This window comes from Sphingomonas sp. UV9 (assembly GCF_004101245.1).
Classification (GTDB): domain Bacteria; phylum Pseudomonadota; class Alphaproteobacteria; order Sphingomonadales; family Sphingomonadaceae; genus Sphingomonas.
On sequence record NZ_SCIN01000004.1, the window covers coordinates 158,768 to 185,608 of the forward strand.

Sequence of the window (26,841 nt, forward strand, 5' to 3'; positions counted from 1 at the left end):
CCCGGCGTGCGAGCGAATGGACTTGAGGCTGCCTGTCGTGCCACGCTCGGCGGACAGGGGGTATTCGATCGATGAGCAAGCTGGCGATGCGACGGGCGTGGTTCCAGGTCCATAAGTGGATCGGGCTGATCCTGGCGATCCTGGTCATTCCGGTGTCGCTGAGCGGTGCGGCGCTGGTGTGGCACGATGCGCTCGACCGGATCGTCGATCCGAGCCGCTATGCGGTGTCGGGTACGACGGTGCTTAGCCCGGACGCCTATGTCGCCGCAGCGACGGCTCGGCTCACGCACGGCGAGCGGATCGCGCAGCTGACGATGCCCGAGGATGGCGGACCGGTCGTCATCGCCGCCGCTGCCGGGACCGCGCCCAAGCGGCCTGGGCCGCCGCAGCGCACGATGGTGTATCTCGATCCGCCGACCGCGCGCGTGCTGGAGGTGTCGCCTTCGAACGGCGGGCTCGTGCGCTTCCTTCATGTCCTGCACGGCAGCCTGCAACTGCCCGGGGTCGGGCGGTCGATCGTCGGCTGGATCGGCGTCTTCATGATGGTGTCGTGCTTTACCGGGCTGTGGCTGTGGTGGCCGACGATCGGCAAATGGTCGCGCGGGCTGCGGTATAGGCGGCATCGTGACGTCGATACCAACCTGCATCACCTGTTCGGGTTCTGGATCGCGCTGCCGCTGTTCGTGCTGTCGCTGACCGGCGCCTGGATCTCGTTCCCGCAGTTCTTCGGCAAGATTACCGGCGAGGCGTCGCGGCCGCGAACTGGTCCCGATCGCGGGGCGATGATGCGCGCCAAACCGCTGGCAAAGCCCGCGCAGCCGCTCGCCGTGGCGATCGGCAAGGCGCGTACCCTGGCGGGTGGTGCTCCGCTGCGCAGCGTGGTTTGGCCGACCGATCTCAGTGCCGACTGGACCGTGACGTTCGAGCGCGGGACTACGCCGGTCGGGGTGAAGATCGCGGACGACACCGGCGGCGCGACCGCGGCACCCGCCCGGCCTCAGGGCGGTGTGGCGCGGTGGATGCGGCGGATCCACGACGGCACCGACATGGGTGGGCTGTGGCAGGTCGTTATTTTCCTGGGCGGTATTTTGCCGGCCGTGCTGGCGGTGACCGGGGTGATCATGTGGTGGCGCGCGCGTGGATGGAAGGCGGAATTGGCCGCCAAGAGCGCCGCGCGGGCCGCCTGACTTCCCTCGCTCCTTCGGGGAGAGGGAAGGAGGAGCCGTAGGCGACGGAAGGGTGAGGGGTAGTTGGGATCAACGTCCCGAGCCTCATGCCCCTCGCCCTCCCACACGCAAGCGCGCGCCCCTCCCTCTCCCCGCGGGGGAGAGGTGCTTCTCGTGTTACCGCCCCAGCAGCACCCGCGCTTGCCCGGCGATCTGCGCCAGCATCGCCGCGTTCGGCACCGCCGCGTGGCGCGCGCGGTCGATGACCGCCTTGAACTGCGCCACCCGCGTTGCGTTCGCCGTCAGCCACGCCTCGACCGCACCTTGCGGATCCTGCGCCCCGCGCCGCGCTAGGAATTCGAGCCGCAACTGCTGGAAATCGCGCGCGAGGCCGGCGATCAGCAGCCGCTCCCACGGATCGGTCGGGCTGATCCGCGCCGCATTCGCCTGTGCCCAGTCGAGCCCCAGCGCCTGGCCGAGATGCGTGAACGCCCGCGTCAGCACCGCTTCGTCGAGCTTCATGCGTTCGCCGAGATCGGCCAGGCCGACCGCGCCGTCCATCTCGAACAACCGCACGACCTTGCGCACCAGATCGCCTGGCGCCCCGACCGCTTCGAGCTGCCCCGCGATGCGACTGCTCTGCGCACTGGCCTCCTCCAGCAGCAACGCCGCGGTCTGGCTGTCGAGCTGCGTGATACCCTTCGCCAGCCGCGCGAGCACCTCGCCAGGAGCGGTGCCCGGCGCGGACACGCGCAACAGGTCGGCGATCTGCGAGCGCGTCGCGACAGCCACTTCATCGAACAGCGCGATCCGCGCCACTTCGGGCATCACCCCCGTCTCGATCTCGGCCCACAGCGCCGGGAGGTCGAACAGGCGCTCGGCCACCACGAACATCGCCGCGATGTCGCCCATCGCCGCGCCTTCCTCTTCCGCCAGTTCGAACGGGTAGAGGATGCCGAGTCGGTTGACGATCCGGTTGGCGAGCTTGGTCGCGACGATCTCGGGGCGCAGGCGATGCTCGTCGATCGCCGTCTCGAACCGCGCGCGCATCGCCGCAGGGAAGGCGGCGTGCAGGTCGGGCTTGAGCGCATCGTCCTTGGCGATATCGCTATGCTCGATCGCATCCTGCAAGCCGAGCTTGGCGGTCGCCAGCAGCACGGCGAGTTCGGGGCGCGTGAGGCCGAGCCCGTCCTGGCCGCGACGCAGCAGGATGTCGTTCGATGCCAGCCCCTCGACCGCACGGTCGAGCCGCCCGGCGCCCTCGAAGATCTCGATCACGCGGACATAGCTCGGCACCGCGACCGCGCCGTCGGCCTCGGCGATCGACAGCGCCAGCGTCTGGAGGCGGTTGTCCTCCAGCACGAGGTGCGCGACGTCGTCGGTCATGCTGGCGAGCAGCGTGTTGCGATCCTCGTAAGCAAGGCGCCCCTCGATCATCTCGCGGTTGAGCGCGATCTTGATGTTGACCTCGTTATCCGAGCAGTCGACGCCTGCCGAATTGTCGATGAAGTCGGTGTTGATCCGCCCGCCACGTGCCGAGAACGCGATGCGCGCCGCCTGCGTGACGCCGAGGTTCGCGCCTTCGCCGATCGCGATGACGCGCAGATCCTCGGCATTGACGCGCAACCGGTCGTTGGCCGGATCGCCGACCGCGACGTTCGCCTCCGACGCGGCCTTCACATAGGTGCCGATGCCACCGAACCAGAGCAGGTCCGCCGGCGCCTTGAGGATCGCGGAGATCAGCGCGCCGGGCTCGAGCTCGCTCACCGTGAGTCCGAGCGCCACCTGTACCTGCGGCGACAGCTTGATGACCTTGTCGGTGCGCGCGAATACGCCGCCGCCCTTCGAGATCAGCGTCGCATCGTAATCCGCCCAGCTCGACCGCGGCAGCGCGAACATGCGGTTGCGCTCGGTCCAGCTCGCCGCCGGATCGGGATCGGGATCGAGAAAGATGTGGCGGTGGTCGAACGCCGCGATCACCTTCAGCGTCTTCGACAGCAGCATGCCGTTGCCGAACACGTCGCCCGACATGTCGCCGCAGCCGACGACGGTGATGCTCTCGCGCTGCACGTCGAGGCCGCGTTCGGCGAAGTGCCGCTGGACGCTCAGCCACGCGCCCTTGGCGGTGATCCCCATCGCCTTGTGGTCATAGCCGACCGAACCACCGCTCGCGAACGCGTCGCCCAGCCAGTAGTCGCGTTCCAGCGCCAGTGCGTTCGCCACGTCGCTGAACGTCGCGGTGCCCTTGTCGGCGGCGACCACGAAATAGGGATCGTCGCCATCGAGGATCGTCACGCCCTCGGGATGCACGACCTCGCCCTCGACGATGTTGTCGGTGATCGACAGCAACGTGCGGATGAAGATCCGGTAGCTCTCGGTGCCTTCCGCGAGCCACGCGTCGCGGTTCGACGGGGCAGGGAGCTGTTTCGGATAGAAGCCGCCCTTCGCGCCGGTCGGCACGATCACCGCGTTCTTGACGCGCTGCGCCTTCATCAGCCCGAGGATCTCGGTGCGGAAATCGTCGCGGCGATCGGACCAGCGCAGGCCGCCGCGCGCAACGGGGCCGGCGCGCAGGTGGATGCCCTCGACACGCGGCGAATAGACCCACACTTCGCGCCATGGCACCGGCGCGGGAAGCCCCGGTATCAAGTGGCTGTCGAGCTTGAACGCGATCGCTTCGGACGCAGCAGGCGTGAACGCGTTGGTCCGCAGCGTCGCCGCGATCAGGTTGCGATAGGCGCGCAGGATACGATCGTCGTCGATCGCGGTGACCGCGTCGAGCCCGGCGTCGATCGCCTGATCCGCTTCGATCGCATTGCCCGGATGATCGGGGTGGTGGACGGCGGTGAAGCGCGCGATCAAGGCCGCGGCGACCTTTGGCGCACGCCGGAGCGCGTCGACCACGGTGGTCAGCCCGTAGGGAAGCCCGGCCTGGCGCAGGTACCGGAACCACGCGCGGAACAATACGATCGCTTCGGGACGCATCCCCAGCTCGACGATCAGCCGGTTGAACGCATCGTTCTCGGCCGCGCCCTCCAGCACCGCCGCGATCGCGCCCTCCAGAATGCTCGCGTCGCTCTGCTGTGCGGCGGCGTTCGCCTCCAGCACGAAATCATGCACGAACGGCACGCTGTCGTCGCGCAACCGCGTCGGCAGCTCGCCGATCACGCGGAAGCCGAAATTCTCGAGCACCGGCACCGCGTCCGACAGGGGTAGCGCGCCGCCCAGCTTGTAGATCTTCAGCTGCGGATCGGTGTCCGCTTCGCCCGGAACGAGGCGTACACCGCGTGCATCGGCATCGGTCAGCGCGGCGATCCGCTGGATGTCCTCGGCGGCCTCCGCGGGCGTGCTGAGGTTGCGGTAGTTCTGCGGGAACGCGGCCGCCCATTTCAGCGCAAGGCGGGCGGCGCGGGGCGGCGGCAACGTCTCGACCAGGGCGGCCTCGACGTCCGACACCCAGCCGCGCACCATCCGCTGCAACCGGAGCGCGAGCGGCGCGGCGTCGGGCATCCGCCCCTCGCCGCGCAGATCGAGCGTGTAGCGGATCATCGCGACCTCGCCGTCCTCCAGCGCGATCGACCAGTTCAGGATGCTCGCATTCGCCGCCTCCGCCAGCATGTCGCCGATCGCGACGCGGCGGCCGGTGGTGACTTCGTCGCGCGGCAGCCAGACGAACCCGAACAGGTGACGCCCGAGCGCCGACTGGACCAGTACGAGCGCAGGCCGCGGCCGATCCGCAAGACTCATCGCGGTCAGCGCCAGATCCTCCAGCGCGTCGGGTGCGAACGCGATCACCAGATCGTGCGGAAGCGCGGTGAACGCGTGCGTCAGCGCCTTGCCGGCATGACCGCGCGGATCGAACCCGAACTTCGCCTTCATCGCCGTCAGGCGCGTGCGCAAGACCGGCACGTCGCGCGGCATCGCGGCCAGCGCGGCACTGGTCCACAGGCCGCTGTAGATCGACAGACCGGCGACCGTGGTGCCCTCCATCACCGGCACCACGACGAGGTCGAGCGGTACGGCGCGGTGCACGGTCGAGATCAGATTCGACTTCAGCAACAGCGGCGCATCGTTGCCCGCCTCGAACCATTCGATCGCCAGCGCGCGCGACGCGGTGGCGAGGATCGGCACGCGGTGTTCGTTGCGCGCGATGCCCAGCGCCGCACGACCGCTCCCGTCGCGGTGCCAGATCTGATGCCCGAGCAGCGTCAGGTGCCCGTCGAGGAACCACTGCAGCAGCGCCGCGCCCTCGCCTTCGGGCAGCTTCGCGATATCGTCGTCGAGCGCCGCCTGCATCGCCCGCCAGTCGCCGACCGCCGCACGGACGTCGGCCAGCACCGCGGTCAGGTCCTCGATCAACCCGCGACGGTCGCGCGCGTCGGCACGCTCCATCTCCAGATAGATCATCGATTCGGGGCGGCCCGCGCCCTGGCCATCGGCGTCGATCGCGTGCAGCGTGCCATCGGGCGTCCGCGTCGTGCGGACGACCGGGTGGATGATCCGATCGACCGCGATGTCCTGCGCGCCGATCGCCGCGGCGATCGAATCGACCAGGAACGGCATGTCGTCGTTGACGATCGCGAGGCGCATGCGCCGCCGCGTATCGTCCGCGCTGATCGGCTCGATCGCGATCGCCGGCGCACCGTCGTCGCGGTGCGCGGCGGTAGCGGCCACGAACGCCGCGGCCTGCGCGACCTCGCTTGCGCCGAAGTCCTTGAGTTCGCCCGGAAGGGCCCGTTCGGTCAACCGGCCCGCAAGGGTTTCGGTGAGCGTTTTCAACGATTGGTTCGCCATAGGTCGGGGCCTATGCGCCCGCCGTCCAGCTATCTCAAGGCTTGTGGCAGGTGCGAAGGGATATGCTGCAGTGCACCTACGTCGCGGCGTGCTCGGCGGCGGCGGCGGCGATCGCGCTCAGGTCCCCGTCATAGCCATCGAGAAAGCTCGGCAGCCCGCCGACCGGCACCTGATGCCGCCGCGCATGCCGCAGCACGTCGGTGAACAGCGAGAGCCGACCCGCCTCGAAATTGGCGCCGAAGACCAGTTGGACGATCTGCGCCATCGCCGCAGACTCGCCCGGCAGGCCCGCGACGGACAGCAGGGCGGCGAGATCGTCGCCTTCGTGCTCGGCCGCGACGGCAAAATCATGTGCCCGGCTGAGTGCCCGTTGGAGTGCGGCGCGGCCGCGTGCTTCGGCGGCACGGAAATGCGCAGCGCTCTCTCGTGCCATCGCCAGTTGCTCGCCCAGCGGCCCGTTCGGCACTATCCCGGCGGACAGCGTATCCGAGGACAGCGTATCCGACGACAGCGTATCCGACGACAGGGGTTCGTCGAGCACGAGCTCCTGCATGGCCGGAGCCGCGCTGTCGAAGCCGCCGCTCGGACCATCGGCCCAGACCTGCGCGGCCTCGCCCGAGGCCTGCGGCGTCGCGCGGACGGCCGCGTCCAGTTCGGCCGACAGCGTCGCCTGCATGTCGGCGTCCGCAAGTTCCTTCCAGTTGATCACGCCGAAGATGAAGTCGATCGTCTCGCCGGCCGATGCGAACGGCATCAGGATCCCGCGGTACAGCGTCGTGCGCCCCCGACTGCTGACGAATTCCGCCTCGAAGCCGATCGGCGCGCGATTGGCGATGATCTGGAGATAATGATCGGTCAGCCGCGACAGCAGCGATCGGGGCGGTACGTCGGCGATCGTCGCGATCGGCCCTTCGAGGCCGCATTCCTCGCGCAGGGCACGACCCAGATACGCGATTTTCGGGTCGCCCATGCCGTGGCTGAAATCGAGCAGCACGCTGTGCGGTCCGAAATCGGTGATCGTCTCGGGCTCGAGGTTGGCGATCGACGGATAGGGGCGTCCGTCGAGCAGCGACACCCAGTGGTTGTAGGCGCGCACGTGCATCCGCCGCTCGTCGCCACCGAGATCGAACATCACGTCGTTGACGCCTGCGTCCGCCGCGTCGTGCGCGCTGGTCGTAGCGCCGGCCCGCCCGTCATCTCGCCCGCGTACCGTATCCATGCCAAACGCCCCCAAGTTCACGGTCGGGCATATACGAAGCCATGGTAAAAGACCCGTAAATACGCAAACCGCTTGTCAGCACGAAAACCCCCTGTTATGCGCCGCCCCCTCGACCGGAGACATCCGCCGTCGGGCCGCTTTAGCTCAGCTGGTAGAGCATCGCATTCGTAATGCGGGGGTCACAGGTTCGAGTCCTGTAAGCGGCACCATCGACAAGTTGTTGAAAACACTCACATTTTATTGTCTCCAGCGAGCTTTTTAGCGACGCCGGCTCCGGTAGCGTTCCGGTGCATCGAGCCCGGCGCACGCTTCTCGATCTTGGCGATGATGCGATTCAGGGCGCGCACGACGGTTGGGAATTCACCGATGGCGTAGACCTCGGTTTGGCTTCCGGCGCGGTGGCCCATGAAGCCTTCGAGATCCCACTTCTCCGCGCCGTTGTTACGGACGAGCGTCGCGAGGCTGTGGCGCAGCAGGTATGGACGCCACTCGCGGCCGGCCGGCATGTCGAGGTTCGTGAGCATTGTATCCCACGCGCGATCGACGTCCTGAATGGCGCGGCCGTGATAGTTCACGAGCCAGCCCCGACCGGCGCGATCCGGAATGGGAAGCGCCATGTACGTCTCGTATTCTTCGCGCAGCCAGCGATCGAGCAGCGGCAGAACCGGCAGGACGGCGCGGTGCTTCTTGTTCTGCGTGCGGCCCTGGGGATTCAGGTCGATCGTCGGCGCGCCTGGCCACCACTGCTCGCGATCTGGCGCGACGTTGATGTCGACGACGGCACCGGGCCGCGCGATCGTGCAGACCGAAGCGACGAGGAACGCGTGGAGCGATCCGCGCTGACGATCGGGCTGGGCCGCATAGGCGAACATCTTCGCCAATTCCTCGACACCGATTCGGGTGCGGCGCTGGCGTTGCACCTGGCGGGCGGGAAGAGGCTTGTAGATCGGCCGCTTATCGGAGCGCGCCGGCTCTGCGTTGGCGGCGTGATTCAGCACGGCGATCAGCTGCGCGATCGATGCCTCGGTCGCGGACGGCGACCGTGGGCGCGACACGGTGACTTCGCCCTTGCCGTTGCGCCATTCGACTGGCTGCAAGCGGGACCAGGCGCGGAAGGCGTTAACGAACACAGTGCCGCACGCCGTCGCGCAGCTGGTGGAGTGGCCGAACCGGCCTTCCGCACCAAGGGCCTGCTCCGCGTCAAGGAACGCGACAGCGTGCGCTAAGCGACCCGAGATCGTGTCAGCCGAGGCGCGCGTGTTGCCCCACTCGATTTTATAGTCTGCGATGGCGTCGGTCAGCAAATACGCCTGCGCCTGCGCGAGCGGCTGGCCGCATGCGTGGCAGAATGCCGGCGCTTCATCCTTGTCGGCAAGGTAGACCTTGTCGAGCGCCAGAATGCCGGCCGCTACGTCGCTTGTAGCCGTCGACGTGCTGCGCTCGCGTCGCGTTCCGCTGTCGTACCACCAGATGTAGAGATTGGGTGTCCGAAGGGTTCCGTCTGCCCGTTCGTCGTGGGCGAGCCAATATTTCCCTCTTTGGTAAACCGGCGGAGTGCGTCGCGGCATTGTGTCTGTTCTTTCAGGTAGTCGGCTACGGCGCGATTGATGATGTCGAAAAGTCCGAGGCTTCCGAGCAGATCGAGGTCGGGGGACTCGATTCGGACGCCTTTCCCGACGTCGGCCGCTCGCATCAGCTTGCGGGACAGTTTGATCAGTGACGGGGCGTTCATCAGCCCTTTGCCTCGGCAAGCACGGCGCGCAGCTTGGCGGCATGCTCCAGCATTTTGTTGCCGCGGGTTTCGAGCGACTTTGCCGTGAGCAGAAGGTCAAGGTTAGAGATGCCGCGTTCGGCATTGAGTTTGAAATTCACGTTGCGCGGGGTGACGCCCAAGATGTCCGCCAGCGTCTGCTTCTTGCCTCCGAGAATTTCGTAGGCAGTTTGCAGCCCCATCATGCGTGGCATCTCGATCGGGAAGCCACGCTGTTCCCGCTTTGGGGAACAGTTGGTTGGGTGTGACGATGACTGAGACTGGCGAGCTTCGGAGGGAGCGGCGCTGATCATCATGGAGATCCTGTTGGTGCGAGGGGATCGAGCGGTCGCGCCAGCGGCCGTTCTTGTAGAAAGCATTTCGCCAAGAGCGGCGAGCGGGTCAGAACATGGGCGGCGGGCGTCGCTGGATCGGGTGCAGATCCTTGGCGAGGCAGAGGACGGCCTGTCCGTCGTCGAAGCGGACCGAGGCGAAAGCCTTGCGGACGGCGAGGACGTCGCACTGTTTTCCAGTGCGGCCGAGCCCTTCGAAGAGAGCGCGATCGCCGCCGCTGACCGCGACGTCCGCCACGTCACAGAACCAACCACGCTACGATCGGCAACCAAGCGAGCAGCACGGTGGCAACGATCGCGCGCGACTTGTTCGTGGCGGACCAGCGCATCAGCGCACCGCTTCAACGAGAGGCGTGCTGGCCGGTTCGACATGGCCAAGGGCAAGCCGACAAATCCGGCTCCACTGCGGCGCGAGCGACGTGCGGATCACGCCGATCGCCGTTGCGCCTGCGCTACCGAACAGCGTCAGCGCCAAGCCGGTGAGGACATCGTGCAGCATCAGCGACGCCGATCCGATGTGCCGGCGACGACCATGACGATCGCAACGGGGATCCAGACAACCGCAAACAGGATCGCCACGACGATCTTGGCGATGCGGCGGTTGCGCATGCGGCGCTCCAGCCGGGCGGGGCTGCATGGTGCCGCGGCGATCACTGGCAGCACTCCACCGGCGCGGTGTCGGGCAGGCATGCGGTGCAGGCTTTGTCGCTCGCCCAGGCACACGCGCCATGTTCTTCGCTGGTGCAGGGATCCCACAGGCTGCAACCGCAGCCACGGCAGATGCGGGGGTGGCTGTCGGCCGGATCGGTCACGAGCTGGCGGTAGACGTCCGGATCGAACGGGAAGACGCTGCGCAGGGCTTCCAGCGTTTCGGGGCGGCGAGCCGTGTTGCCGGGCGTTTCCAGCGCGTGGATCAGATCCAGTGCGGGTGCCACCTCATCGGCGTTCCGTGCAAGCATGCCGGCCGCTTCCTTGGTGGACATTCCCGAAGCCTCGCGACGCAGCTTGATGTAGCTGGCCGGCGTCAGGGGGGCGGCGCTGGCGGTCGCGGCACGCTCGCCTCGCTGCATCGGCATCGTGAATGTACGCGGGAAGACGTGCATCATCGGGCATTCCTTTCGGCAAAGGGGTAGCGGTGCCGGAAGCGGGTGCTTCCGGATGGCGGGGGGATGGTTCAGGACGTGCGCGGCCGAGGCCGCGGGGATCAGGTCACGGGATCAGGTGGGCGAAGGAGCAGCCTCCGCCGCGTCAGGCTGATCATCGTTGGCCGGCAGGCGGTTGTCGTCGTTGGCGGGTTTCGAGCGCCACTGGCCGTGCGGCAGGCGGATCGCCGGGCTCGGGATCATGCTGGGCCGCACCGTGCGGAAGATGCCGAGCTGGGCCACGAAGGTGTGGCCGCAATCGGCGTTCTGGCAGACATAGCGGATCTCGCGCGTCAGCCGGTCGATCTCGACCGAGTCATAGGCGATCGAGCGCGTCAGGCAGTGCGGGCACACCGTCGCGGGAACGCGGGGTGTGTAGTTTCTCTTCTTCGTCACTGATGGGTCCCCCCGGCATTCCCCGGCCCCGTCGACATGGCGGGACGAAGGAAACGGGGCAGGCGCCGACGTAGGCGGCGCACGACGCCTTCAACCTGCGTTACCTCAACCAGCGCGCGATGGAGGTCGAGCGGGGAAGCGCCGGGTTGAACGGCAATGAAAAGAGCGGCTTGCAGATCGCCTGCCTCGCCAATGAACTCGACCGAGTCGCTGATAAGCGCGCGGCGGCAGGCGTCCTGCTGATCAACTTCGATATCGAGCTGATGGCTGAAGGCGTCGCGGAAAGGTGCGTCCTCGCCCCCAGCAAGCCGATGCGCGGTATCGAGAGCGAGTGCCTCCATCAGCGACGGGAGCGTTGGCGTGTCCTCTTTCGCCCACTCATAGACCGTGCTGACCGATTTACCGACGACCGCAGCCGCGCGTTCGCGACCGAGTTGCGCGAGGACCTTGCCCATCGCGTCGGGAAAGCTGTCGGGAATACGTGGCTTAGTCATCGCGCGGCCTTCGACTGGAAAACCGCAGGGCGATTACAATCGACCGATGCGTCATACGTGCGGTACGGGTGCGGCATGGTGTTGGCAGGAAGAGGGGGGCGACCGATACTGGTCAACGCGGTGGCCGCGTCATGAGGGATCGCGCGATCGGGCCAGTTGGCCGGTACACGAAACCACGACGCGAACTTCTCCAGGTTGGTGACAGAGAATGTCTTTCCATCCCGCAAGCGACTAAAAAATGTGCCGCTATTGACGACGATAGTCGCTACTCGCGAGAGCGATTTGCCTCCCCAACGGACGACTTCAACGTCATACGCCTCGGCGACCGTTCGCAATGCGTTCTCATATGCAGCTTCCATTCCGCACTGATGCGGATTTTAGTCCGCAGTGTCAACGGAATATATTCCGCTCGCGCAGGGTATTTGTGTGCGGCATGAGTGCCGCATGAAGCGAACGCCGGATATTTTGAAGGAACGCGTCCAGGCTAAGCTGGACGAGCTTAACGTATCGGCACGCGAAATATCGATGGCGGCAGCGGGCCAGCCCGACGCGATCCGAAATATCTTGAAGCGCGGTGTTATGCCTGGCGCGGAGCGCCTTGAGGCTATTGCAGAACATCTGGGCACGTCGTCAGACTGGTTGCTCGGTCGCGAACAGGGCATCGAACGCACGTTTGCGGATCAACCGCTTTCACAGGACGCGTTCCGCCGCTTGCCAAAAACGCTGCCGATCTATGGTAGCGCGCTCGGCGCCGATCTCGAATTCGGCGATAGCAACGGGATCGTAGTGAATGTCGAGCAAACCGAGGTGCATATGTCCGCACCTATCGATTTCATGGCACGCCCGATCGGCGTGACCGGCAGGCCAGACCTCTACGTTGTTTCGGTGGCAGGCCATTCGATGGAGCCACGCTTCGATTCGGGTCGTCGCGTTCTCGTCGACCCCAAGCGCTCACCTGGCGTTGGCGACGACGTGGTCGTCCAGCTGCGTGGCCCGACGTTCGATGGGGAAGAGGTTCGCCACGTCCTGATCAAGCAGCTCGTGCGACGCCGCCCCGGTGTCGTCGTGCTGCGTCAGTTCAACCCTGCTGCCGAGTTCGAGGTGCCGAACGAACAGGTATCCTCAGTCCACCGCGTGATGCCTTGGGATGAGGCGATGGGATTTTAACCTAATTATTAGGTGATCATCATGAATAATTATCTTAGCGAAAATATCGGTTGAGCGACATGCCAAAACAGTTGTCCCTATTTGATGATCCCTCTTTCTATGAAAGCGGTGATCTCGAGTTCAAAAGCGCAAAAGGAGGTGTTCCTGGGTCGTTATGGGAAACCTATAGCTCGTTCGCAAATACTAATGGCGGAACGATCTATCTCGGCATCGCGGAAAAAGGTACTACGTTGGACATGCATGGCGTGTCTGACGCGAGCCAGCAGGTGGATAATATTTGGAGCAGTTTGCACAACTCCAAAAAAGTAAATATTAATATCCTCAGTAGCAACGAGATAACAATCGTTGATATGGGGTCTTTAAACCCAGTTATTCGTATAAATGTACCCCGCGCGTCGCGTGAGCAGCGCCCGATTTATATAAATAACGATCCATTTAGTGGGACTTATCGGCGAGATCACACCGGCGATTACAAGTGCAGCCCTGAAGAGGTTCGCAGAATGTTTGCCGATCAGTCTATCTTGTCAGCAGATAGCAGATTGCTAGAAGGGTTCACGCTATCAGACCTCCACGCTCAATCTTTAGCGCAGTATCGTAATCGTTTCGCTAGCTCGCAGCCAAACCATCCTTGGCTATTGGAAAACGATTTATCGCTGCTAACTCGGCTTGGCGGCTGGCGTAGAGACCGGGTTAGCAATCAGGAAGGATTAACTGTTGCTGGTCTTCTGATGTTTGGTCAGGAGCAAGCGATACGTTCACCTGAGGCTTTACCGCAATTTCATCTAGATTATCGAGAACGCCTTGGCGCGCAACCCAGTGAGCGCTGGTCCGATAGAATAACCCTTGATGGCACTTGGGAAGGCAATCTTTTCCAATTTTATAATCGTATTATGCCCCGGCTCGCGATGACGTTAAAAACGCCGTTCCAGCTTGATGCTAATTCGTACCGAATTGATGAGTCGTCGGTTGCAGAAGGCTTGCGTGAGGCGGTTGTTAACTCGATTATTCATTCTGATTATTTCGGGCAAGGTGGCATAGTTTATGATCGGTACGGAGACAGGATCGAACTGTCGAATCCCGGAACTCTACTTTTGTCATTAGAACAACTACTCCGCGGTGGGGTAAGTGAATGCCGGAATAAAGCTCTCCAGGTCATGTTCCAGATGATGGGGGCCGGAGATAAGGCGGGATCGGGGATGGATCGCATCCGAACCAGTTGGGATGGGGCAAAGCTTCGTACGCCTCGCATTAGGGAGACACAGCGTCCTGACCGGGTAACGTTGACGCTGCCGATGGTCAGCCTTTTGCCGGAGGAGGCTCTGACCGGCTTGCGCAGCATGTTCGGTACGAAATGCGATTCCTTATTACCGGATGAGATACAGATACTGGTTATGGCCCTTGAGGAGGGAGCTATAACCAACGCGCGGCTGCAGGAGGTGCTGACGGTTCACCGAACGGAGTTGACTAAGACGCTTCAGCATCTCGTTAAAAGTGGACTTCTTCGGCGCATCGGTACCGGCCGCTGGACCCGGTACGAATTGCGAGACGCTAGCCGCACCATCGTTCAGGCACGGCAGGATGCAGCGAACGACGTTGACCCAACTTCTGACCCAACCTCTGGCATAACCTCTGGCATAACCTCTGACGCTAGTACCAAGCTCCTTGAACCAGATAAGCAAGCTGAGGTCGGACAAATCGGCGCCGGCGTTGACGAAACCCTTCGAGGTCTTTGGCCTCAGCTCGCGCTGATCGGTAACCGAGCCCGTGGTACCCTTCTGAGCGTCAATGATCAGGAAGACGTGGTTATCGAGCTATGCAGGGTAGGCGGGTGGCTTAATAGCCACCAAATCGCCAGCCTTATGGGTAGGAATGCGACGAGCCTTCGGCGCCGCTTACTCAGCGGAATGGTAGAAAGAGGCATCCTGAAATTGCGGTTTCCAACGGCACGCAACAACCCGTTCCAAGCTTACACAGTCAAGGGCAAAGACTAGGCTGCTTCCAGTTTAACGCTCGTCGAGTATCCCCGATCGCCTAAAGTGTGCGTTACTTCTGCCACCAGCCACGCTGCGATGTCGATCGGAGCTTTGTAACCGCTGACGCTCGCCTCCATCTCAACGTGAATGTCGGGCCGGCCGAGCGCGAGCGTAAGACTGAGCGAAACGGGCTCACGCCCGGCGCGGCCATGCGCCGCGTTGGCGGCGGCCTGAGCATCCACCTCGTTGGCGTAGACGCGCGACAGCGTCTTTGCCCCCTCCACCTTCCCGGCCACGAACTGCTCGCGCTTGCCGGACTTCCGGTCGTGCCACGTCGCCTTCACCCCCGGCACGTCGTCGCGCTTCTGGCGGCTGAACTGGTGGGCATCGCCGTCGCGCCGCGCGATGGTGACGGTCGCGATCGGTTTGCCGGACGGTGTCGTGCCGGCGGCGATCGGCGAAAAGATCAGCACGCCGCGCGCGATCTTCGCCACCGCGCCGCGCTCCCGGCCGAGGCGGCGGAGGAAGGCGAGGTCGCTTTCGCGGTTCTGCGCCTTTGCCGCGACCGCGATGTCGGCGAGGCTGGCCGCGCAGCGCGGCGTCAGCTGGTGGCACTCGGCGATCTCGGTCACGATCGCGCCGAGTGTGGTACCGTGCCAGCTCTTCTCGCGCCTGGTCTTCAGGTCGCTGGTGAAGTCAGCCGAGCGCGCGCGGATCGTGATCAGGTCGGGCGGGCCGCCATGCGCGACTTCGTCGACGATGAACCATCCCTTGTCGACCAGGCTGGGCGTGACGTCGCTGCCCTGCTTCCAGCCGAGCCAGACGTGGATCTTCGCGCCCGTCGGCGGGAGGGCGACGGCGCCGTCGGTGTCGTCGATGACGAGATCGAGCTGGTCGGCCTCCTCGCCGCGCTTTTCGGTGATGCCGAGCGAGACGAGGCGACGGCGCGGCGGGCGGCCATTGGCTTGCGCGACGCGGCCTTCGAGCAGCGGCGTGATGTCGGTGCCGTCGACGACGACGCGGACGGCGGCGATGTTGGCGATCATGCGACGTCGCTGTCGACGCGCAGGAGGTCGATCGCGAAGTCGATCTGGCGCGGCGTGCCGTCGGGGAAGAAGACCTTTGCGCGATCGTCGATGCCGGTGATGACGAACGCGCCATAGACATAGCCGAGGCCGTCGACGAGCGACCAGGCGTCGCCGGTGTCGGCCATGCGGCGCAGCTCGTCGATCGACACGCGGCCGTCGGCGATCTCGGCATAGACGGTGCCGGGCAGGGCGATCGTCTCTTCGCCGGGGCCGGTATATTGCGTCGCGTCGCGCGCGCCGATCCGCGCGGACGTGGCGTGGCGCCAGCTCGCGCGGCGCGCCAGCTCGTCGAAGGCGAGCGTCTGGATCGAGAAGGGGAACATACCAAGCGCAAGGAGCATCAGACGGTCTCGTAATCGGGGGTGTCGGCGAAGGACGATCGGCGCCGCGCGGCCGTTTCCCGGTCGCGGCGGTCCAGCTCGTCGGCTACGGCGCGGGCGAGGACATGCGAATCCTGTCCCGGCTGCTGGTGGATGTGGATGGTGTAGCTGCGGGGCGCGGCGCTGGTTGCACCGGCCGGCGCGGAGGCGGCGCTGGCGGCACCGCCCATCGCCAGCGCCGGGATCGCGCTGCCGGTGACGATCGCGGATGTCAGGCGGCTGGAGAGGCGGTCCATGCGCTTGACAGGCTCGCCTTCCTGCGCGGCGATGCCGTTGGTCAGCCCGTCGACGATGTTGCCACCGAAGCCCGCGAAGACGCGGCTGGGCGAATGGATGCCGAGCTTCGCCTTGAACCATCCCGCCGCGGACGACGCGACGCCGACGATCGTGCTTTTCAGCGAACCGAACATGCCGAAGATCCCGCGGATCAGGCCGGAGATCATATCGCGGCCGATCTGCGCGAAGCGGGTTGGTAGCGTCGCGAACCAATCGACCGCGCCCGCGAAGGTCCCCTTGATCCCCTGCCAGAGCCCGGCGAACCATCCGCCGATCGCGCCCCAATTGGCATAGATCAGATACGCCGCGGCCCCGATCGCGACGATGCCAGCGACGACCGCGAGCGCAATGCCGATGACCGGCAACATGCCGATCCCGAGCGCGCCGGCCGCGAACGCCAGCGCCGAGAAGGGCGCGACCAGGCCGGCGATGACGATCGCACCGCCCCCCAGCACGAAGAACAGTCCGGCGAACGCCGCGACGCCGATGGCCACGGCCTTGGTCGCATTGGGATATCGGTTGGCGACATCGCCGATCCATGTCGCGAACGCATTGGCGCGCGTGACGATGGCGTTGATCGTCGGCAGCAGCTGCGAACCGAGCGTGATGGCCAGCGTCGTCGCGTTGACCTTCAGCTGTTTCGACTGTTCGGCCGAGTCCTTCATGCGGTCGGCGAAGTCGCGGTCGGTCGTGCCGCCCGCCTTCGCCGCCTCCGCACGGATCTTTCGGAATTCCTCCATGTTCTGGATCAGCGGGCGCAGGCCCTGCTGCACCTGGGCATCCTCGAACAGATAGCCGAGCTTCGATAGATCGCCCTTCAGCGTCTTGTTCGTCAGCTCTGCGATGGCTTCGAGCGGCGTCTTCCCCTCGGCATAGGCCTTTTTCAGCGCTGCCGGCAGGTCGACGCCCATCTTCTCGAACGCCCTGTTGGTGGCGGGCGACGCGATCTTCTGGAGGATGTTGGCGAGGTTCGTGCCTGCGCTGGCGGCATCGCCGGCACCTTTACGCGCGATCTGCAAACCGGCTGCGAGATCCGCGACGGCGCCGACGCCGGTCTGGCCAAGGCCCTGATAGGCGGCGGTCAGCGCCGGGAAATACTGCGCCATGTCCTTGATCTCGAACGCGCCTGCCTTGCCGGCGCTGGCCATCACGTCGATGATCTTGCCGGTCTGCGCGACCGGCACCTTGAGGTTATCGGTGGCGGCGAACGCGGCGGCAGACAGGTCAGAGATCTCGGCCTTGTAGGCGGTTGCGGCGCGGCCGATCGGTTTCATCATCGCGACCGCGTCGGGCACCTTCGCGCCGAGGCCCGCGAGCGCATCGACGCCCGCCTGGAGGTCTGCCGGCATCTGGTTGGCCGCGCGCGCGGACACGAGCAGGTTGCGCCCCAGCTGCTCCGATGCGGCGCGCGATAGATCGGCTTTTTGGCCGATGTCAGTCATGACCGACTGATAGTCCTGCGCGGCCTTGATGCTGCCGATCAATGGCGCGGCCATTGCCATGCCCGTGCCGATTGCCGCAGCACCTCCCGCCGCGAGTCCAGTCGCCATAGCCTGTGTGCGCGAGAACCGCGCACGACCTGCCGCCATGCGGCGTTCGCGGTCGGCGAGCCGTCCGACCTCTGCCGTCTGCTCTACGATCGTACGGTTGGTCTGAACCGCCTCAGTGCGCAGGCGGCGCTGGTGACGTGCGAGGTCGTTCGTATCGATCCCGGCCGTGTGCAGACGCAGCGACATCTCCTGAAGCGACTGCGCCTGTTTGCGCTCGGTCGCTTCCAGCGTCGTCACCTCGCGTTCCGCCTTGGCAAGCGCGCGGGTCAGCGTCGCGGTCGGCTTGTCGGCCGCGGCGATCTCTTGCCGCAATCCCGCCATGCGCGTGCGTGCCGTCCCCAGCGCGGTGCCGGTATCGCCGAGGCCGGTCTTCAGCTTGCGGAAGCCGGCGATATCGCCCTGCGCGCGCTCGATCTCTCTCAAGCCGTCGCGGGTCAGCTTGAGCGCCTGCGCCGCCTTGGTCGATCCACCGGCGATGGCGCGCAACGGGCCGGTGACGCGGTCACCGGCTTCCAGCAACATGCGGATGCGCAGGTTACGATCCACGGGTCTTTCCTTCGGGGTTATGGCGGCGCGCGGCGCGCGCGCGCCACTGCATCAGGTCATGGATCGAAAGCGCGTCGAGGGCGTCGGGCGACCAGTGGAAGACGAAGGCGATATCCGCCATCGGATCCTCTACATGTTCTGGGAGAGAGCCTCCTTCGTCGCAGTCGGCAGCAAAAAATCGACGAGCACCCCCGCGATCTGGGTGACGTCCGCCGGATCCATCGCGTCGATGAGATGCGGGTGCAGGATTGGCTGCGTCACGCGCGGCGCGACCAGCGCGACCTGGTTGTAATCCATCCGCACCAGGCCACCGAGATTGGCACCGCGCAGCGCACCGCCCATCGGCTTTCGGACATGAATCAGCGTGCCTGCCGGCAGCACGACCTTGTTGGCGACGACGATGTCGTATTCCAGCGTGACGTCGCCGGGGGCGGCGTGTGCGGAGTTTGGCGTGTCGTTCTGCTCGTTCATTTTATCGGTCCTTGGGTTTGGTTTGCGGCGGGGGCGGGGTGGTGGTGGGGGCCCTACAGACCAAGCGCCGTGCGGTGCGCGGCCATCAGGTCGACGCCGCCGACGACCTCGATCATGCCAAGCACATCGATCTCGACCTCGACGACGCCGTTCCAGGCCAGCTTGAAATAGCTGAGCTGGCTTTTGACCTTGAACTCGGTGTCCTCGCCGGGCTTCCATTCGCCCATGTCGATTTCTTCGTGCCGGCCGCGCGTGACGATCTCGACCACATCGACCGCGCCGGTGTCGTCGTTCTGGAACGAGCCGACGAAGCGCTGCTGCACGCCCGAGATATTCAGCATGCCGTGCTGGCGCAGGATCTGGCGCATGGGACCGCCATAGGTCGCCTCCATCTCCAGGGCTTCGCCGCCCATGTCGACCTTCACCGCGCGGCTCATGCCACCAGCGCGATAGTCCTCGAATTTGCGCACAAGTTTTGGGGGCGTGATCGATACGGTTTCACCGATGAAGGCTTCGCCGTCGTTGAACATCATCGTCTGCTTGAGCTTGCTGGGGAACGCCATCGCGTCAGCCTTTCGTGCGGGTGGTCAGGGGGGAGCGGATCAGTTTGCGGCGACGAGGCTGGCGAAGTCGGCGAAGAACTCATCGGAGATCTCCTGCTCGAGCCCGAGCGCCTCAAGGGGCGGCACGAAGGTGTAGCGGTAGCCGATCAGCAGCTTGCCGGCCTTCAGCTGCTCGACCGGGTTCTTCGCTCCCTCGAATACAGCGACGGCACCGAGGATCCGACCAGCGCGCTTTTCCTGGCGGAATTTCTCGTTGATCTGCTCGACGATGTCTTTCGCCAGGCTCGGCAGCAGAGGACGATCCATCGCCCACACCAAGCCAAGTGCCACGGTATCCGCGAGAATCTGCGCGGTGCGGCAGGCGCTCTCGAACACGAAGTCGCTTGCCGGATCCGCGCACGTGCGGTTGCCCCAGAAGCGGAGGTCGCCAGCGATCCGGACCACGGTGACCAGCTCGGCCGCGTTCAGCACGTTCGCATCGCACTCCGGGTCCTGAATATCGAAGGTTACGTCGGCGGCGAGGCCGTCGAGATCCGCAAGTGCGACGTTCGACAGCGTCTTGTGCCAGCCTTGCTCCTGATCGATCGCGGCTCGCGCGCCCATCGCCACCGCCGCAACCGGCACGGCAATGCTCGAACCGTCCGCTCCGTACGGTGCGGTCACGCTCGGCCACAGCAACGTTAGCTCGCGCGCGTTCGGGAACAGGCCGCGGTGCGCGACCGCCTCGTCGCGATCGTCGCCGATAGCCTTTGCGTAGACGCGGGCGCGCAGCCGCCTGGCGACGATGACCAGCGACTTGGTGACCTGCTCGCTTTCGAGGCCGGGGGCACCGATGATGCGGGGGTGCATATTCAACTGCGCGGACGCGGTCAGCAGCGCCTGCATGCCGGTCTTTACCCCAGCTTCGTCGGTGCCGACGATTGCTGCCGCCGTATCCGCCGGGGTCGCACCTGGCGCGACGCGCACGACGACAATCGGGGCGGACACCTGACCGGCGATGGCCCGGAGTGACGCGCGAAGGGTTCCGGTCGCGCCCGCCTCCTCGATCGCCTCGTCGAGGTTGACGATCTTAACCGCCGTATCGAGGGGAAACGCGCCGGCTACGGCGTCGGGTGCCGTTGCGACCAGTCCGATTACGGCGGTGGCGACCGTCGCGATCGAGCGGGAGGTTTTCTTGACCTCGTTGACGTTGATCCCATGGAGGAAGGTCATGTGTGTGCCTTTCGAGCGAGCGCCGACGAGGCGCGGATGGGGGACGAAATGGAAAAAGTAGGGCGACCAGCTGCGTCGCTACGTCTGCCGGTGATCGTGACGATCGCCTGTTGCGGCTCGGCTCCGGCGGAAAGGGTCACGCGTGTGACACGCGCTCGCCCTTCCTGACGGAGCAGGGCGAGCGCGGTCGCAGCGTAGATGCGCAAGCGGCCGAGTTCGTTGTTCGGCTGATCGAGCAGCTGCGGCAGCAACGAACCGTATTCGCGACGACCGAGCCGCGTACCAAGGGGAGTCCCGAGGATATCGCCAATCGACTGTTCGAGATGATCGGTGCCGCCAAGCGCCTTGCCGGTCTGCCGGTCCATCCCGTTCACTTCGGTGGTCCAGAGATCGCGGCACCCGCCTGTACGCCGGTATGCGTGTGAGACTTGAGGCTCTTGCCTGCCGCGACGACATCGTCCGAGGCGATCATCGCGCCCTTCAAATCCACGTCACCTTCGATGATGACGGGACCGACCAGGCGGATCCCGCCGGGTGCAGTGAGCGAGATCTTGCCGGTGACGACGCCGGTAAGGTCGCCGCTGACGGGATCGTATGCGAACCACGAGCCATCTTCGAAATCGATCCGGGTTGATCCATCCTGCGCGGCGTGCGGGTGCGCGTCTGAGCTGAGGCTGCCGATGATAATGCCGCGGGCGGTGTCCGACTCCGGACATAGCACTGCGACCTGTTCGCCAACGGAGGGCGGTGACCATACACGCGTCTTGCCAGCGCGAGGGCAAAGCCAGGGGATGTCACCGGTGGTGAGATCGTCGGCGAACTGGACGCGGGCAGTGCCGCCATCGACGGACACGACGGTGCCTTCGCGCGCGAGATCGCCAATGAGGCGTTGGATATCGGCAGTGGCGGCCATAGCGGCGACCATGCGCGAGACGTTTCGAGAGGCGAGGCGTCGCTCTTGTAGAAACGCTTTCTACAAGAGCGACGTTCGGATCATCCCAGCAAAGCCCCGAGCAGGAACAGCGTCATCTGGCCTTCGCGCAGGCCGAAGCGGTTGCCTGCTGGCATAATCAGCCGTTCGCCTGTCTTGACGTAATCCATACCCTCGCCGTGCCGGGGCGGGCCGAACCGTTCGGTCATCACGTCCTCGAAGACATCGTCCCACTGGTCGAAACACAGGAACGCGTAGGGGGTGCGAGCGGGCAAGCCATCGCTCCCCAGCGGATCGACCAAGCCGTGATCGGCCATAATCGTCCAGACGCGTTGCGCGCGGGCGCCGAAGTGATAGCGGGCATCGTCCTCGCCCTTGTCAGCGATAGCGTCGTTCCACTGGTAGAAGCCCAGCTCCGCAAAGATCGCCTTGGCGGCGAGGCGTTCGATGTCGGTCATCGCCCCGCGCCACGTCTTCTCGCGCTCGTCCGACGTATTGATCAAGCTGGTGCCGGCATAGACCACCGATGCGCGCAGCGCCGCGGTTCCGATGCTGTAGACGTTATCGGCCGCAGCAGCGAGGTGACCGGCGGACTGAACCGTCCATCGATTGATCGCTCCGGTGCACAGGTGGAGACTGCCGGCAAAGGCGTTGCCGACCTGCATGTTGCCTTCATAGGCACGGAAGTACGCGGTGCCGCTGCCCTGTCCGCCCATCTCGAGGTAATTGTTGCCGTTACTGTTGGCGACGAGGAAGGAGCGTCCCGACCCCAGCACGTTTACCGGGCAAAGTGGCGTTGCAAACGTGATGCCGCTTGCGATCGACAAACCGAGGATGAAGCGGTTGTTCGCATCCCTCGTGGCGATCTCGGTCAGCGGCACGTACCGTTCGACAGTCGGCTCGGAGTTCTTGCGCGCCGGGACGTAGGAGGTGGCGTAATCCGCCTTTTCCACCGGGGTTGCGGACGATCCGGACGGTGTAGGCGTCAGCACGGCGGGGCTGACGACGGTGATCGTACCGCCAAGCGTGATCGCGAGGTTCGCCGGGCCGGTCGCCGTCACCCTACCGCCATGCAGTCGCACGACCGCGTTGCCCTGAGCGTTTACCCCATAGGCTGCACCGCCACCGGCAGGATCCGCATTGCCGACGACTTCGGCGGCATAGATATCGACAATCGAGTTCGTGGACGTATCGATGCCGGCACCGTTGCCTTGCCCGTTCGACGCGCTGGCTCCGCCGATGAACGTCCCGCCGCGGATCGTCGCGGTCGTACCATTGAGGCTTGTTCCCCCACCGTTGGCGGAAACGAACCGGCAATTGATGATCTGAAGGTTCTGAACACGATACTCGACACCGTTGATCACTTGCCCGTTCACCACCAGAGCGGGGACCCCGCTGGTCACCTCAATATCGCACTCGTCATAGGTGACACGACGAAGACTGAAGGGATCGACGACAGCGGGAAGCGCGCCGGCCCCCGCCTGGCCGTATCCGCGGCAGCGGATCCGGTGGACATGCGCGATGGGACCATATTCGTGGTACATGGCCTCGGTCGGCACCAGCGAACCACCGTCCCACGTAACGGTAGACGCCTCGACGTCGCAGTCGATCGTCTTGATCGACGTATCGCCGGTGCTTTCGAAACCGACCTGGCTGTTAAATGCGCGGCACTGGCGGCGGACGATCCCGCGTAGCTTGCGCGGCGTCGCGAGACTGCCGCCATAGTCGGCGCTGTCATAATGCGCGTATCCGGTGGCGTTGTAGACATCGACCCGATCGACGATCGTCCCGAACCCGTCGGCATTCTGCGCGCGGATGGTCACGCCGGAAGATCGCTGCGCGTTCGTGCCACCGAGGCCGGAGCGCTGCACGTCGAGCGAGAAGTCTGCAAACCGGCCGTTGACGTCGTCGATCGTGTAGACGCACTGCCGAGCGACGAAGGCGGGGATCGCCTTCAGCCACGACGCAGACCGCGACACGCCGATAAGCGCCTTACCGCTCGGCTTGATGATTTGGCCCGAAAAGAAATGGGTGAGCGTCCCGAGATTAAGCGTCTGCACCATGGGTGCATTCAGCGCCGCGTTCAGGATCGGGCCGGCATCGATCGCATCACCGCCGGTCGCGCCGAACTGCGAGGCGAAGAAAAGCTGGTCGGGTGAAAGCACCCAGGCGGAATTGTCGCCGGTTGCCGTGAACCACCATACGTCACGACCAGCGCTGGGCAGTGCCCCTCCCGCCCATCGGTCGTACATCGCGCCACCGCCGTCGCCGTCGCCCAGTCGGCCAGTCGTGCGCATCCGATTGATACCGACCTTGTACGACATGGTCTTGGCGAGGGTGAAGGGCGCGACCTGTCCGGCATCACCGCCGGGATCGCCGCGATCGCCCTTGTACCAGTTGGCAAGGAACGGCACCATCAACCGCGCCAGCGCGGAGAACGCGACCTTTGCAGCCCGACCGGCCTTCACGACGGGAACCGTCTCGGTGCCATCGGATGCCGTCATTGCGGGAAGGGCGGAAATCTTCGCCATCGTTCAAACCTCGAGATCGGAGAATCAGGAAAACCGGGACGGATCAGCGACCGCGCGCGAACCAGCGAAAGCCGCCGGCTGCGTCGGCGGTCGGGGTCTTGTGGTTTTGCGCGTAGAGCTGCGCACTGGCGGCAGAGAGCGAGACTTCCTGCACGGTCGACTGGCCATCGTTCGATTGGCCGCTGTTGATGATCGTGGTCCAAATGCCGTCGCAAGCGGTCGGAAACGCCCACGGAAAGTTGAGTGTGAAAGCGGCCTCGCTGCCTGGTAGCGCGGACACGCCCATCATCTCGACGCTGCCATCCGAAAAGCGACGGTAGCGGTTCGCGCCGTCCGATTTGCTCTCGACCAGATAGACGACGCCGGCAGCAGTGAGCGCAGCCGGCGTTGCGGCGACGTTGCCGGCGCTACCGGCGAGCAGCTGCGCAGCGGTCGCGGCCGGTACCGAAATCGTGATGTCGGTGTTGAGCGCGTTCCCGCCGATCGCGAGGCCGGTCGTGTCGACCCGGCGCGCGAGTGGCACGCGCGCGACGATCGAGGCGAGCACGTTGGCAAGACTTGCCGGCGTCAGTGCCTTGGTCGTGACCGCGCCGGCATCGGCTTCGGCTGCGCTCGCGGCCGGGACATCGATCGTAACGTCGCCGTCGAGCGCCCGCCCGCCGGTCGCGAGGCCGGTCGTGTTCACACGCCGGTTTGCCGTGACAAGTTTGGCGATCGTCGCCAGTATCGCAGCGATCTGGTCGTTGGTCCCGGTCAGGATCTGCGCGAGGCGGGCGGCGAGCCCCGTTGGTGTCACCGCGCGCGACGTGTCTACGCCAGCGATCGTCTCGGCATCGGTCGCCAGCTCGACCACGCCCTTCGTCGTCGACGTCGCGGGCGGATTGAGGAAGTTGGTATCGCCGAAACTGACGGTGGCGATGTTGGCGGCGGGAAAGGCGATATCGACCGCCAGCATATTCGACGCGCCCGCCGCCTTCTGCATGATGCGGTCGGCCTGGCCGTAGACCGCGAACAGCGTGCCATCCGACAGGTAGAGCGCGAATGCGCGAAAGGCGTAGGTGACGGCCTCGTCATCGCGGACGATCAGATGGACGATGTTGTTATCGACCTGTGCGCCCGAGACGGTTGCGACCCGGCGGAATTCACCGGGCAGCGCAGTCAGGGTCGGCGCGACGACGATGGCGTTGTCGGTCAGTCCGATTGCTGAGACGCGGAGATCCGCGCCATTGCCGAGCTGCGCGGCGGTGAACCGCGCCAGCCCGGCGTTCGTGAAGGTCAGCGTCAGGGGCATCAGGCGTCCTCGAAGAATGTGCCAAAATCGTCTTCCAGCGGCTCGCCGTCTTCGGTTTGAAGGTAGGCGTCCCATGGGGCGGCCGGTGCGGTGGTGAGTGTCAGGTCCTGGCGGAGCGACTGGACGGCGCGGACGCCGCCCATGACGCCGATCGCGCCGGCTACGGCCAGCAGCTGCACCAGGCGAAAGTGCTCGCGAAGTGGCTTCGCGCGGGAAACCTCACGGATGATGGCCTCGGCGACGGCGGCAGTGGCGCGCGTACCGCCGGGCGCCACGCCCCCGACGCTGAGGGGCAGGATGACTTCGAATGTATGCGGCGTGGCGCGCGGCGCAGCCTCGAACCATTCGACGACGTGCGCGAGCTGGTCGAAGCGACGCAACACGATCTCTACCGAGGCGCGCGTACCCTTGATCCGGTGCAGCGCGATCGATTCCGCGACCGCCTGCCGCTTGAGCGCTTCGGACCAGTCCGCATCCCAGCTATCGAGCGAAAGCCCCCAGCCGAGCCACGGTAACCATTCGGCCGGGATCAGGTACGGATCGAGCAGCGTGTCGATCGGCGCGGTGATCGCGCCGATCCGCGCGATGGCTTCCTCGAGCGCGCGTTCGAGCGGGGTCGCATTGGGGGGCAGCAGACTCATGACGCATAGCCGCCATGCGTGACGGCTATGGCGACGCAGTTCGCCGCCTGCGTTCCGTCACACACGACGTCTGCCCCGAGATCGAGATCGACACGGTGAACGCCTGCCTGGCTCAGCGCCGCGATAAGGCCCGACCGCGTGATGGTGCGACCGAGCTTGCGATTCTCGGCGAGAAAGGCTTGCAACGCCACGAGCGAGGTGGCGACGATCAGCGCGGGATCCGGCCCTGTGAACGTGATGAGCCGGGCATTGACCACGAACGGCACGATCTTGGCCGACGCGACGGCCACATGATCGCCGAGCGGGCGAATGCCGGGTGCTGTAACGATGGCGGCGACCTTCGCGATCAGCTCAGCAGGCGCTGTGCCGTCACCACCGCGGTAGAGCACGGACACGAGGACCTCGCCCGGTGCCGGGCTTGTCGCGCTGGCATCGAGGACGTCGGCCGACGCATCCTTCGCATGCTTGACGTAGGCGAGCTCGGGGCCCGCGACCGAGAAGCTCTCGGGCGCAAGAACGATGCGCTGGCGCAAACGATCGTCGTCTTCGTAGATCGCGACTGCGCCCGTCGCCGGGTTGGCTGGCGTGACGATCTGGCGGGTGACGCCGACCAGGGCGGCGAGATGATCGAGGCGTGCGCCGGTCGCGTAGGCGACGAAGAGCTGCAAAGCGCCGTCCTGAAACGCCTGCCGCACGATCAGCTCGCGATAGGCGGCGACGTGCAGCACCTTCACCGCGGGATCGCTGTCGACCGTCGCGTCGAAAGCCGGCAAATCTACGCGCAACTTGGCGATCATCTGGTCGACGATCTGGTCGAAAGACAGTTGCTCGACGACGATCGGCGCAGGAAGGCTCGACAGATCGACGGTGGTGGAGATTGCGGCCATAATCCGGCCATGTCGTCGCG

The 26,841-nt window shown here is 65.4% G+C and carries 27 protein-coding genes and 1 tRNA gene; 5 read left to right on the forward strand and 23 right to left on the reverse strand.

Going from position 1 to position 26,841, the window contains the following annotated elements; translation table 11 throughout:
* Positions 1 to 71: 71 nt before the first annotated feature.
* A complete protein-coding gene (locus EQZ23_RS17725; protein WP_128455777.1) occupies positions 72 to 1,187 on the forward strand; it encodes a PepSY-associated TM helix domain-containing protein in 1,116 nt (371 codons plus the stop codon).
* A gap of 156 nt (positions 1,188 to 1,343) precedes the next feature.
* Here EQZ23_RS17725 and EQZ23_RS17730 read toward each other — a convergent pair whose 3' ends face one another.
* Entirely contained in the window at positions 1,344 to 5,960 is a 4,617-nt protein-coding gene (locus EQZ23_RS17730; protein WP_128455778.1) for an NAD-glutamate dehydrogenase domain-containing protein, read from the reverse strand.
* Positions 5,961 to 6,036: 76 nt separating this feature from the next.
* Positions 6,037 to 7,179 carry a hypothetical protein gene (locus EQZ23_RS17735; protein WP_128455779.1) on the reverse strand — a complete coding sequence of 381 codons (1,143 nt, stop codon included), beginning with the start codon at positions 7,177 to 7,179 and terminating at the stop codon, positions 6,037 to 6,039.
* 133 nt (positions 7,180 to 7,312) lie between these two features.
* Between EQZ23_RS17735 and EQZ23_RS17740 the strand changes: the two genes are divergently transcribed.
* Positions 7,313 to 7,388: transfer RNA gene (locus EQZ23_RS17740), tRNA-Thr, on the forward strand.
* Between the two features lie 21 nt (positions 7,389 to 7,409).
* Here the strand turns inward: EQZ23_RS17740 and EQZ23_RS17745 are convergent.
* The gene (locus tag EQZ23_RS17745) at positions 7,410 to 8,747 is read right to left on the reverse strand and encodes a tyrosine-type recombinase/integrase (RefSeq protein WP_128455780.1); all 1,338 of its coding nucleotides are present in this window, start codon (positions 8,745 to 8,747) and stop codon (positions 7,410 to 7,412) included.
* Between EQZ23_RS17745 and EQZ23_RS19925 the strand changes: the two genes are divergently transcribed.
* Positions 8,747 to 8,899, forward strand: a complete 153-nt coding sequence (locus EQZ23_RS19925; protein WP_164913488.1) for a hypothetical protein — start codon at positions 8,747 to 8,749, stop codon at positions 8,897 to 8,899. The two genes, EQZ23_RS17745 and EQZ23_RS19925, sit on opposite strands and share 1 nt — an antisense overlap.
* 11 nt (positions 8,900 to 8,910) lie before the next feature.
* On the opposite strand, the gene EQZ23_RS17750 is transcribed toward EQZ23_RS19925, so the two are convergent.
* From EQZ23_RS17750 to EQZ23_RS17775, 7 genes are all read right to left on the reverse strand, one after another.
* The gene (locus EQZ23_RS17750) at positions 8,911 to 9,246 is read right to left on the reverse strand and encodes a hypothetical protein (RefSeq protein ID WP_164913489.1); all 336 of its coding nucleotides are present in this window, start codon (positions 9,244 to 9,246) and stop codon (positions 8,911 to 8,913) included.
* An 85-nt stretch (positions 9,247 to 9,331) separates the two neighbouring features.
* Positions 9,332 to 9,520 carry a hypothetical protein gene (locus EQZ23_RS17755; RefSeq protein ID WP_121886724.1) on the reverse strand — a complete coding sequence of 63 codons (189 nt, stop codon included), beginning with the start codon at positions 9,518 to 9,520 and terminating at the stop codon, positions 9,332 to 9,334.
* Positions 9,521 to 9,610: 90 nt separating this feature from the next.
* Positions 9,611 to 9,781 carry a hypothetical protein gene (locus EQZ23_RS19930; protein ID WP_164913490.1) on the reverse strand — a complete coding sequence of 57 codons (171 nt, stop codon included), beginning with the start codon at positions 9,779 to 9,781 and terminating at the stop codon, positions 9,611 to 9,613.
* Positions 9,782 to 9,932: 151 nt separating this feature from the next.
* The gene (locus EQZ23_RS17760) at positions 9,933 to 10,388 is read right to left on the reverse strand and encodes a hypothetical protein (RefSeq protein WP_128455782.1); all 456 of its coding nucleotides are present in this window, start codon (positions 10,386 to 10,388) and stop codon (positions 9,933 to 9,935) included.
* A gap of 111 nt (positions 10,389 to 10,499) precedes the next feature.
* Positions 10,500 to 10,820, reverse strand: a complete 321-nt coding sequence (locus EQZ23_RS17765) for an ogr/Delta-like zinc finger family protein (protein ID WP_128455783.1) — start codon at positions 10,818 to 10,820, stop codon at positions 10,500 to 10,502.
* On the reverse strand, positions 10,817 to 11,314 hold the full coding sequence (locus tag EQZ23_RS17770; protein ID WP_128455784.1) for a hypothetical protein: 498 nt from the start codon (positions 11,312 to 11,314) through the stop codon (positions 10,817 to 10,819). Before EQZ23_RS17770 ends, EQZ23_RS17765 begins: the two co-directional genes overlap by 4 nt.
* Positions 11,311 to 11,673 (reverse strand): hypothetical protein, encoded by a 363-nt coding sequence (locus EQZ23_RS17775; protein WP_128455785.1) that lies wholly within the window; start codon positions 11,671 to 11,673, stop codon positions 11,311 to 11,313. The genes EQZ23_RS17770 and EQZ23_RS17775 overlap by 4 nt, the downstream gene beginning before the upstream one ends.
* Positions 11,674 to 11,758: 85 nt before the next feature.
* Between EQZ23_RS17775 and EQZ23_RS17780 the strand changes: the two genes are divergently transcribed.
* Together EQZ23_RS17780 and EQZ23_RS17785 are read left to right on the forward strand one after the other, a co-directional pair.
* Positions 11,759 to 12,481, forward strand: coding sequence for a S24 family peptidase (locus tag EQZ23_RS17780; protein WP_128455786.1), 723 nt, complete (start codon positions 11,759 to 11,761; stop codon positions 12,479 to 12,481).
* A 59-nt stretch (positions 12,482 to 12,540) separates the two neighbouring features.
* Complete coding sequence (locus EQZ23_RS17785; RefSeq protein ID WP_240663676.1) at positions 12,541 to 14,472, forward strand: ATP-binding protein; 1,932 nt, start codon at positions 12,541 to 12,543, stop codon at positions 14,470 to 14,472.
* Here the strand turns inward: EQZ23_RS17785 and EQZ23_RS17790 are convergent.
* The 13 genes from EQZ23_RS17790 to EQZ23_RS17850 all read right to left on the reverse strand — a co-directional run bounded on the left by EQZ23_RS17790 (position 14,469) and on the right by EQZ23_RS17850 (position 26,821).
* Positions 14,469 to 15,500 carry a contractile injection system protein, VgrG/Pvc8 family gene (locus EQZ23_RS17790; RefSeq protein WP_128455788.1) on the reverse strand — a complete coding sequence of 344 codons (1,032 nt, stop codon included), beginning with the start codon at positions 15,498 to 15,500 and terminating at the stop codon, positions 14,469 to 14,471. The two genes, EQZ23_RS17785 and EQZ23_RS17790, sit on opposite strands and share 4 nt — an antisense overlap.
* A complete protein-coding gene (locus EQZ23_RS17795; RefSeq protein WP_128455789.1) occupies positions 15,497 to 15,883 on the reverse strand; it encodes a phage tail protein in 387 nt (128 codons plus the stop codon). The genes EQZ23_RS17790 and EQZ23_RS17795 overlap by 4 nt, the downstream gene beginning before the upstream one ends.
* Positions 15,883 to 18,294: a phage tail tape measure protein gene (locus EQZ23_RS17800; protein ID WP_240663662.1), complete on the reverse strand. Its 2,412-nt coding sequence runs from the start codon at positions 18,292 to 18,294 to the stop codon at positions 15,883 to 15,885. Before EQZ23_RS17800 ends, EQZ23_RS17795 begins: the two co-directional genes overlap by 1 nt.
* Entirely contained in the window at positions 18,284 to 18,415 is a 132-nt protein-coding gene (locus EQZ23_RS17805; protein WP_121886733.1) for a GpE family phage tail protein, read from the reverse strand. The genes EQZ23_RS17800 and EQZ23_RS17805 overlap by 11 nt, the downstream gene beginning before the upstream one ends.
* Positions 18,416 to 18,423: 8 nt before the next feature.
* Positions 18,424 to 18,765, reverse strand: coding sequence for a phage tail assembly protein (locus tag EQZ23_RS17810; RefSeq protein ID WP_128455790.1), 342 nt, complete (start codon positions 18,763 to 18,765; stop codon positions 18,424 to 18,426).
* Between the two features lie 53 nt (positions 18,766 to 18,818).
* The gene (locus tag EQZ23_RS17815) at positions 18,819 to 19,328 is read right to left on the reverse strand and encodes a phage major tail tube protein (protein WP_128455791.1); all 510 of its coding nucleotides are present in this window, start codon (positions 19,326 to 19,328) and stop codon (positions 18,819 to 18,821) included.
* A gap of 39 nt (positions 19,329 to 19,367) precedes the next feature.
* Positions 19,368 to 20,540, reverse strand: a complete 1,173-nt coding sequence (locus EQZ23_RS17820) for a phage tail sheath subtilisin-like domain-containing protein (protein ID WP_128455792.1) — start codon at positions 20,538 to 20,540, stop codon at positions 19,368 to 19,370.
* The gene (locus tag EQZ23_RS17825) at positions 20,537 to 20,905 is read right to left on the reverse strand and encodes a GPW/gp25 family protein (RefSeq protein WP_240663663.1); all 369 of its coding nucleotides are present in this window, start codon (positions 20,903 to 20,905) and stop codon (positions 20,537 to 20,539) included. The genes EQZ23_RS17820 and EQZ23_RS17825 overlap by 4 nt, the downstream gene beginning before the upstream one ends.
* Before the next feature lie 5 nt (positions 20,906 to 20,910).
* Positions 20,911 to 21,465, reverse strand: coding sequence for a phage baseplate assembly protein V (locus EQZ23_RS17830; RefSeq protein ID WP_240663664.1), 555 nt, complete (start codon positions 21,463 to 21,465; stop codon positions 20,911 to 20,913).
* Between the two features lie 68 nt (positions 21,466 to 21,533).
* On the reverse strand, positions 21,534 to 24,002 hold the full coding sequence (locus EQZ23_RS17835; RefSeq protein WP_128455794.1) for a tail fiber domain-containing protein: 2,469 nt from the start codon (positions 24,000 to 24,002) through the stop codon (positions 21,534 to 21,536).
* Positions 24,003 to 24,045: 43 nt separating this feature from the next.
* Entirely contained in the window at positions 24,046 to 25,293 is a 1,248-nt protein-coding gene (locus EQZ23_RS17840) for a hypothetical protein (RefSeq protein ID WP_128455795.1), read from the reverse strand.
* Complete coding sequence (locus EQZ23_RS17845) at positions 25,293 to 25,934, reverse strand: phage tail protein I (protein ID WP_128455796.1); 642 nt, start codon at positions 25,932 to 25,934, stop codon at positions 25,293 to 25,295. The genes EQZ23_RS17840 and EQZ23_RS17845 overlap by 1 nt, the downstream gene beginning before the upstream one ends.
* Positions 25,931 to 26,821 (reverse strand): baseplate J/gp47 family protein, encoded by an 891-nt coding sequence (locus tag EQZ23_RS17850; RefSeq protein WP_128455797.1) that lies wholly within the window; start codon positions 26,819 to 26,821, stop codon positions 25,931 to 25,933. The genes EQZ23_RS17845 and EQZ23_RS17850 overlap by 4 nt, the downstream gene beginning before the upstream one ends.
* Between the last annotated feature and the right edge of the window lie 20 nt (positions 26,822 to 26,841).

Coding starts and splice junctions, on each gene's coding strand:
- EQZ23_RS17725 (WP_128455777.1), top strand. CDS start 72: ATGAGCAAGCTGGCGATGCGACGGGCGTGGTTCCAGGTCCATAAGTGG.
- EQZ23_RS17730 (WP_128455778.1), bottom strand. CDS start 5,960: ATGGCGAACCAATCGTTGAAAACGCTCACCGAAACCCTTGCGGGCCGG.
- EQZ23_RS17735 (WP_128455779.1), bottom strand. CDS start 7,179: ATGGATACGGTACGCGGGCGAGATGACGGGCGGGCCGGCGCTACGACC.
- EQZ23_RS17745 (WP_128455780.1), bottom strand. CDS start 8,747: ATGCCGCGACGCACTCCGCCGGTTTACCAAAGAGGGAAATATTGGCTC.
- EQZ23_RS17750 (WP_164913489.1), bottom strand. CDS start 9,246: ATGATGATCAGCGCCGCTCCCTCCGAAGCTCGCCAGTCTCAGTCATCG.
- EQZ23_RS19930 (WP_164913490.1), bottom strand. CDS start 9,781: ATGCTGCACGATGTCCTCACCGGCTTGGCGCTGACGCTGTTCGGTAGC.
- EQZ23_RS17760 (WP_128455782.1), bottom strand. CDS start 10,388: ATGATGCACGTCTTCCCGCGTACATTCACGATGCCGATGCAGCGAGGC.
- EQZ23_RS17770 (WP_128455784.1), bottom strand. CDS start 11,314: ATGACTAAGCCACGTATTCCCGACAGCTTTCCCGACGCGATGGGCAAG.
- EQZ23_RS17775 (WP_128455785.1), bottom strand. CDS start 11,673: ATGGAAGCTGCATATGAGAACGCATTGCGAACGGTCGCCGAGGCGTAT.
- EQZ23_RS17780 (WP_128455786.1), top strand. CDS start 11,759: ATGAAGCGAACGCCGGATATTTTGAAGGAACGCGTCCAGGCTAAGCTG.
- EQZ23_RS17785 (WP_240663676.1), top strand. CDS start 12,541: ATGCCAAAACAGTTGTCCCTATTTGATGATCCCTCTTTCTATGAAAGC.
- EQZ23_RS17790 (WP_128455788.1), bottom strand. CDS start 15,500: ATGATCGCCAACATCGCCGCCGTCCGCGTCGTCGTCGACGGCACCGAC.
- EQZ23_RS17795 (WP_128455789.1), bottom strand. CDS start 15,883: ATGCTCCTTGCGCTTGGTATGTTCCCCTTCTCGATCCAGACGCTCGCC.
- EQZ23_RS17805 (WP_121886733.1), bottom strand. CDS start 18,415: ATGGCGGATATCGCCTTCGTCTTCCACTGGTCGCCCGACGCCCTCGAC.
- EQZ23_RS17810 (WP_128455790.1), bottom strand. CDS start 18,765: ATGAACGAGCAGAACGACACGCCAAACTCCGCACACGCCGCCCCCGGC.
- EQZ23_RS17815 (WP_128455791.1), bottom strand. CDS start 19,328: ATGGCGTTCCCCAGCAAGCTCAAGCAGACGATGATGTTCAACGACGGC.
- EQZ23_RS17820 (WP_128455792.1), bottom strand. CDS start 20,540: ATGACCTTCCTCCATGGGATCAACGTCAACGAGGTCAAGAAAACCTCC.
- EQZ23_RS17825 (WP_240663663.1), bottom strand. CDS start 20,905: ATGGACCGGCAGACCGGCAAGGCGCTTGGCGGCACCGATCATCTCGAA.
- EQZ23_RS17830 (WP_240663664.1), bottom strand. CDS start 21,465: ATGGTCGCCGCTATGGCCGCCACTGCCGATATCCAACGCCTCATTGGC.
- EQZ23_RS17835 (WP_128455794.1), bottom strand. CDS start 24,002: ATGGCGAAGATTTCCGCCCTTCCCGCAATGACGGCATCCGATGGCACC.
- EQZ23_RS17840 (WP_128455795.1), bottom strand. CDS start 25,293: ATGCCCCTGACGCTGACCTTCACGAACGCCGGGCTGGCGCGGTTCACC.
- EQZ23_RS17845 (WP_128455796.1), bottom strand. CDS start 25,934: ATGAGTCTGCTGCCCCCCAATGCGACCCCGCTCGAACGCGCGCTCGAG.
- EQZ23_RS17850 (WP_128455797.1), bottom strand. CDS start 26,821: ATGGCCGCAATCTCCACCACCGTCGATCTGTCGAGCCTTCCTGCGCCG.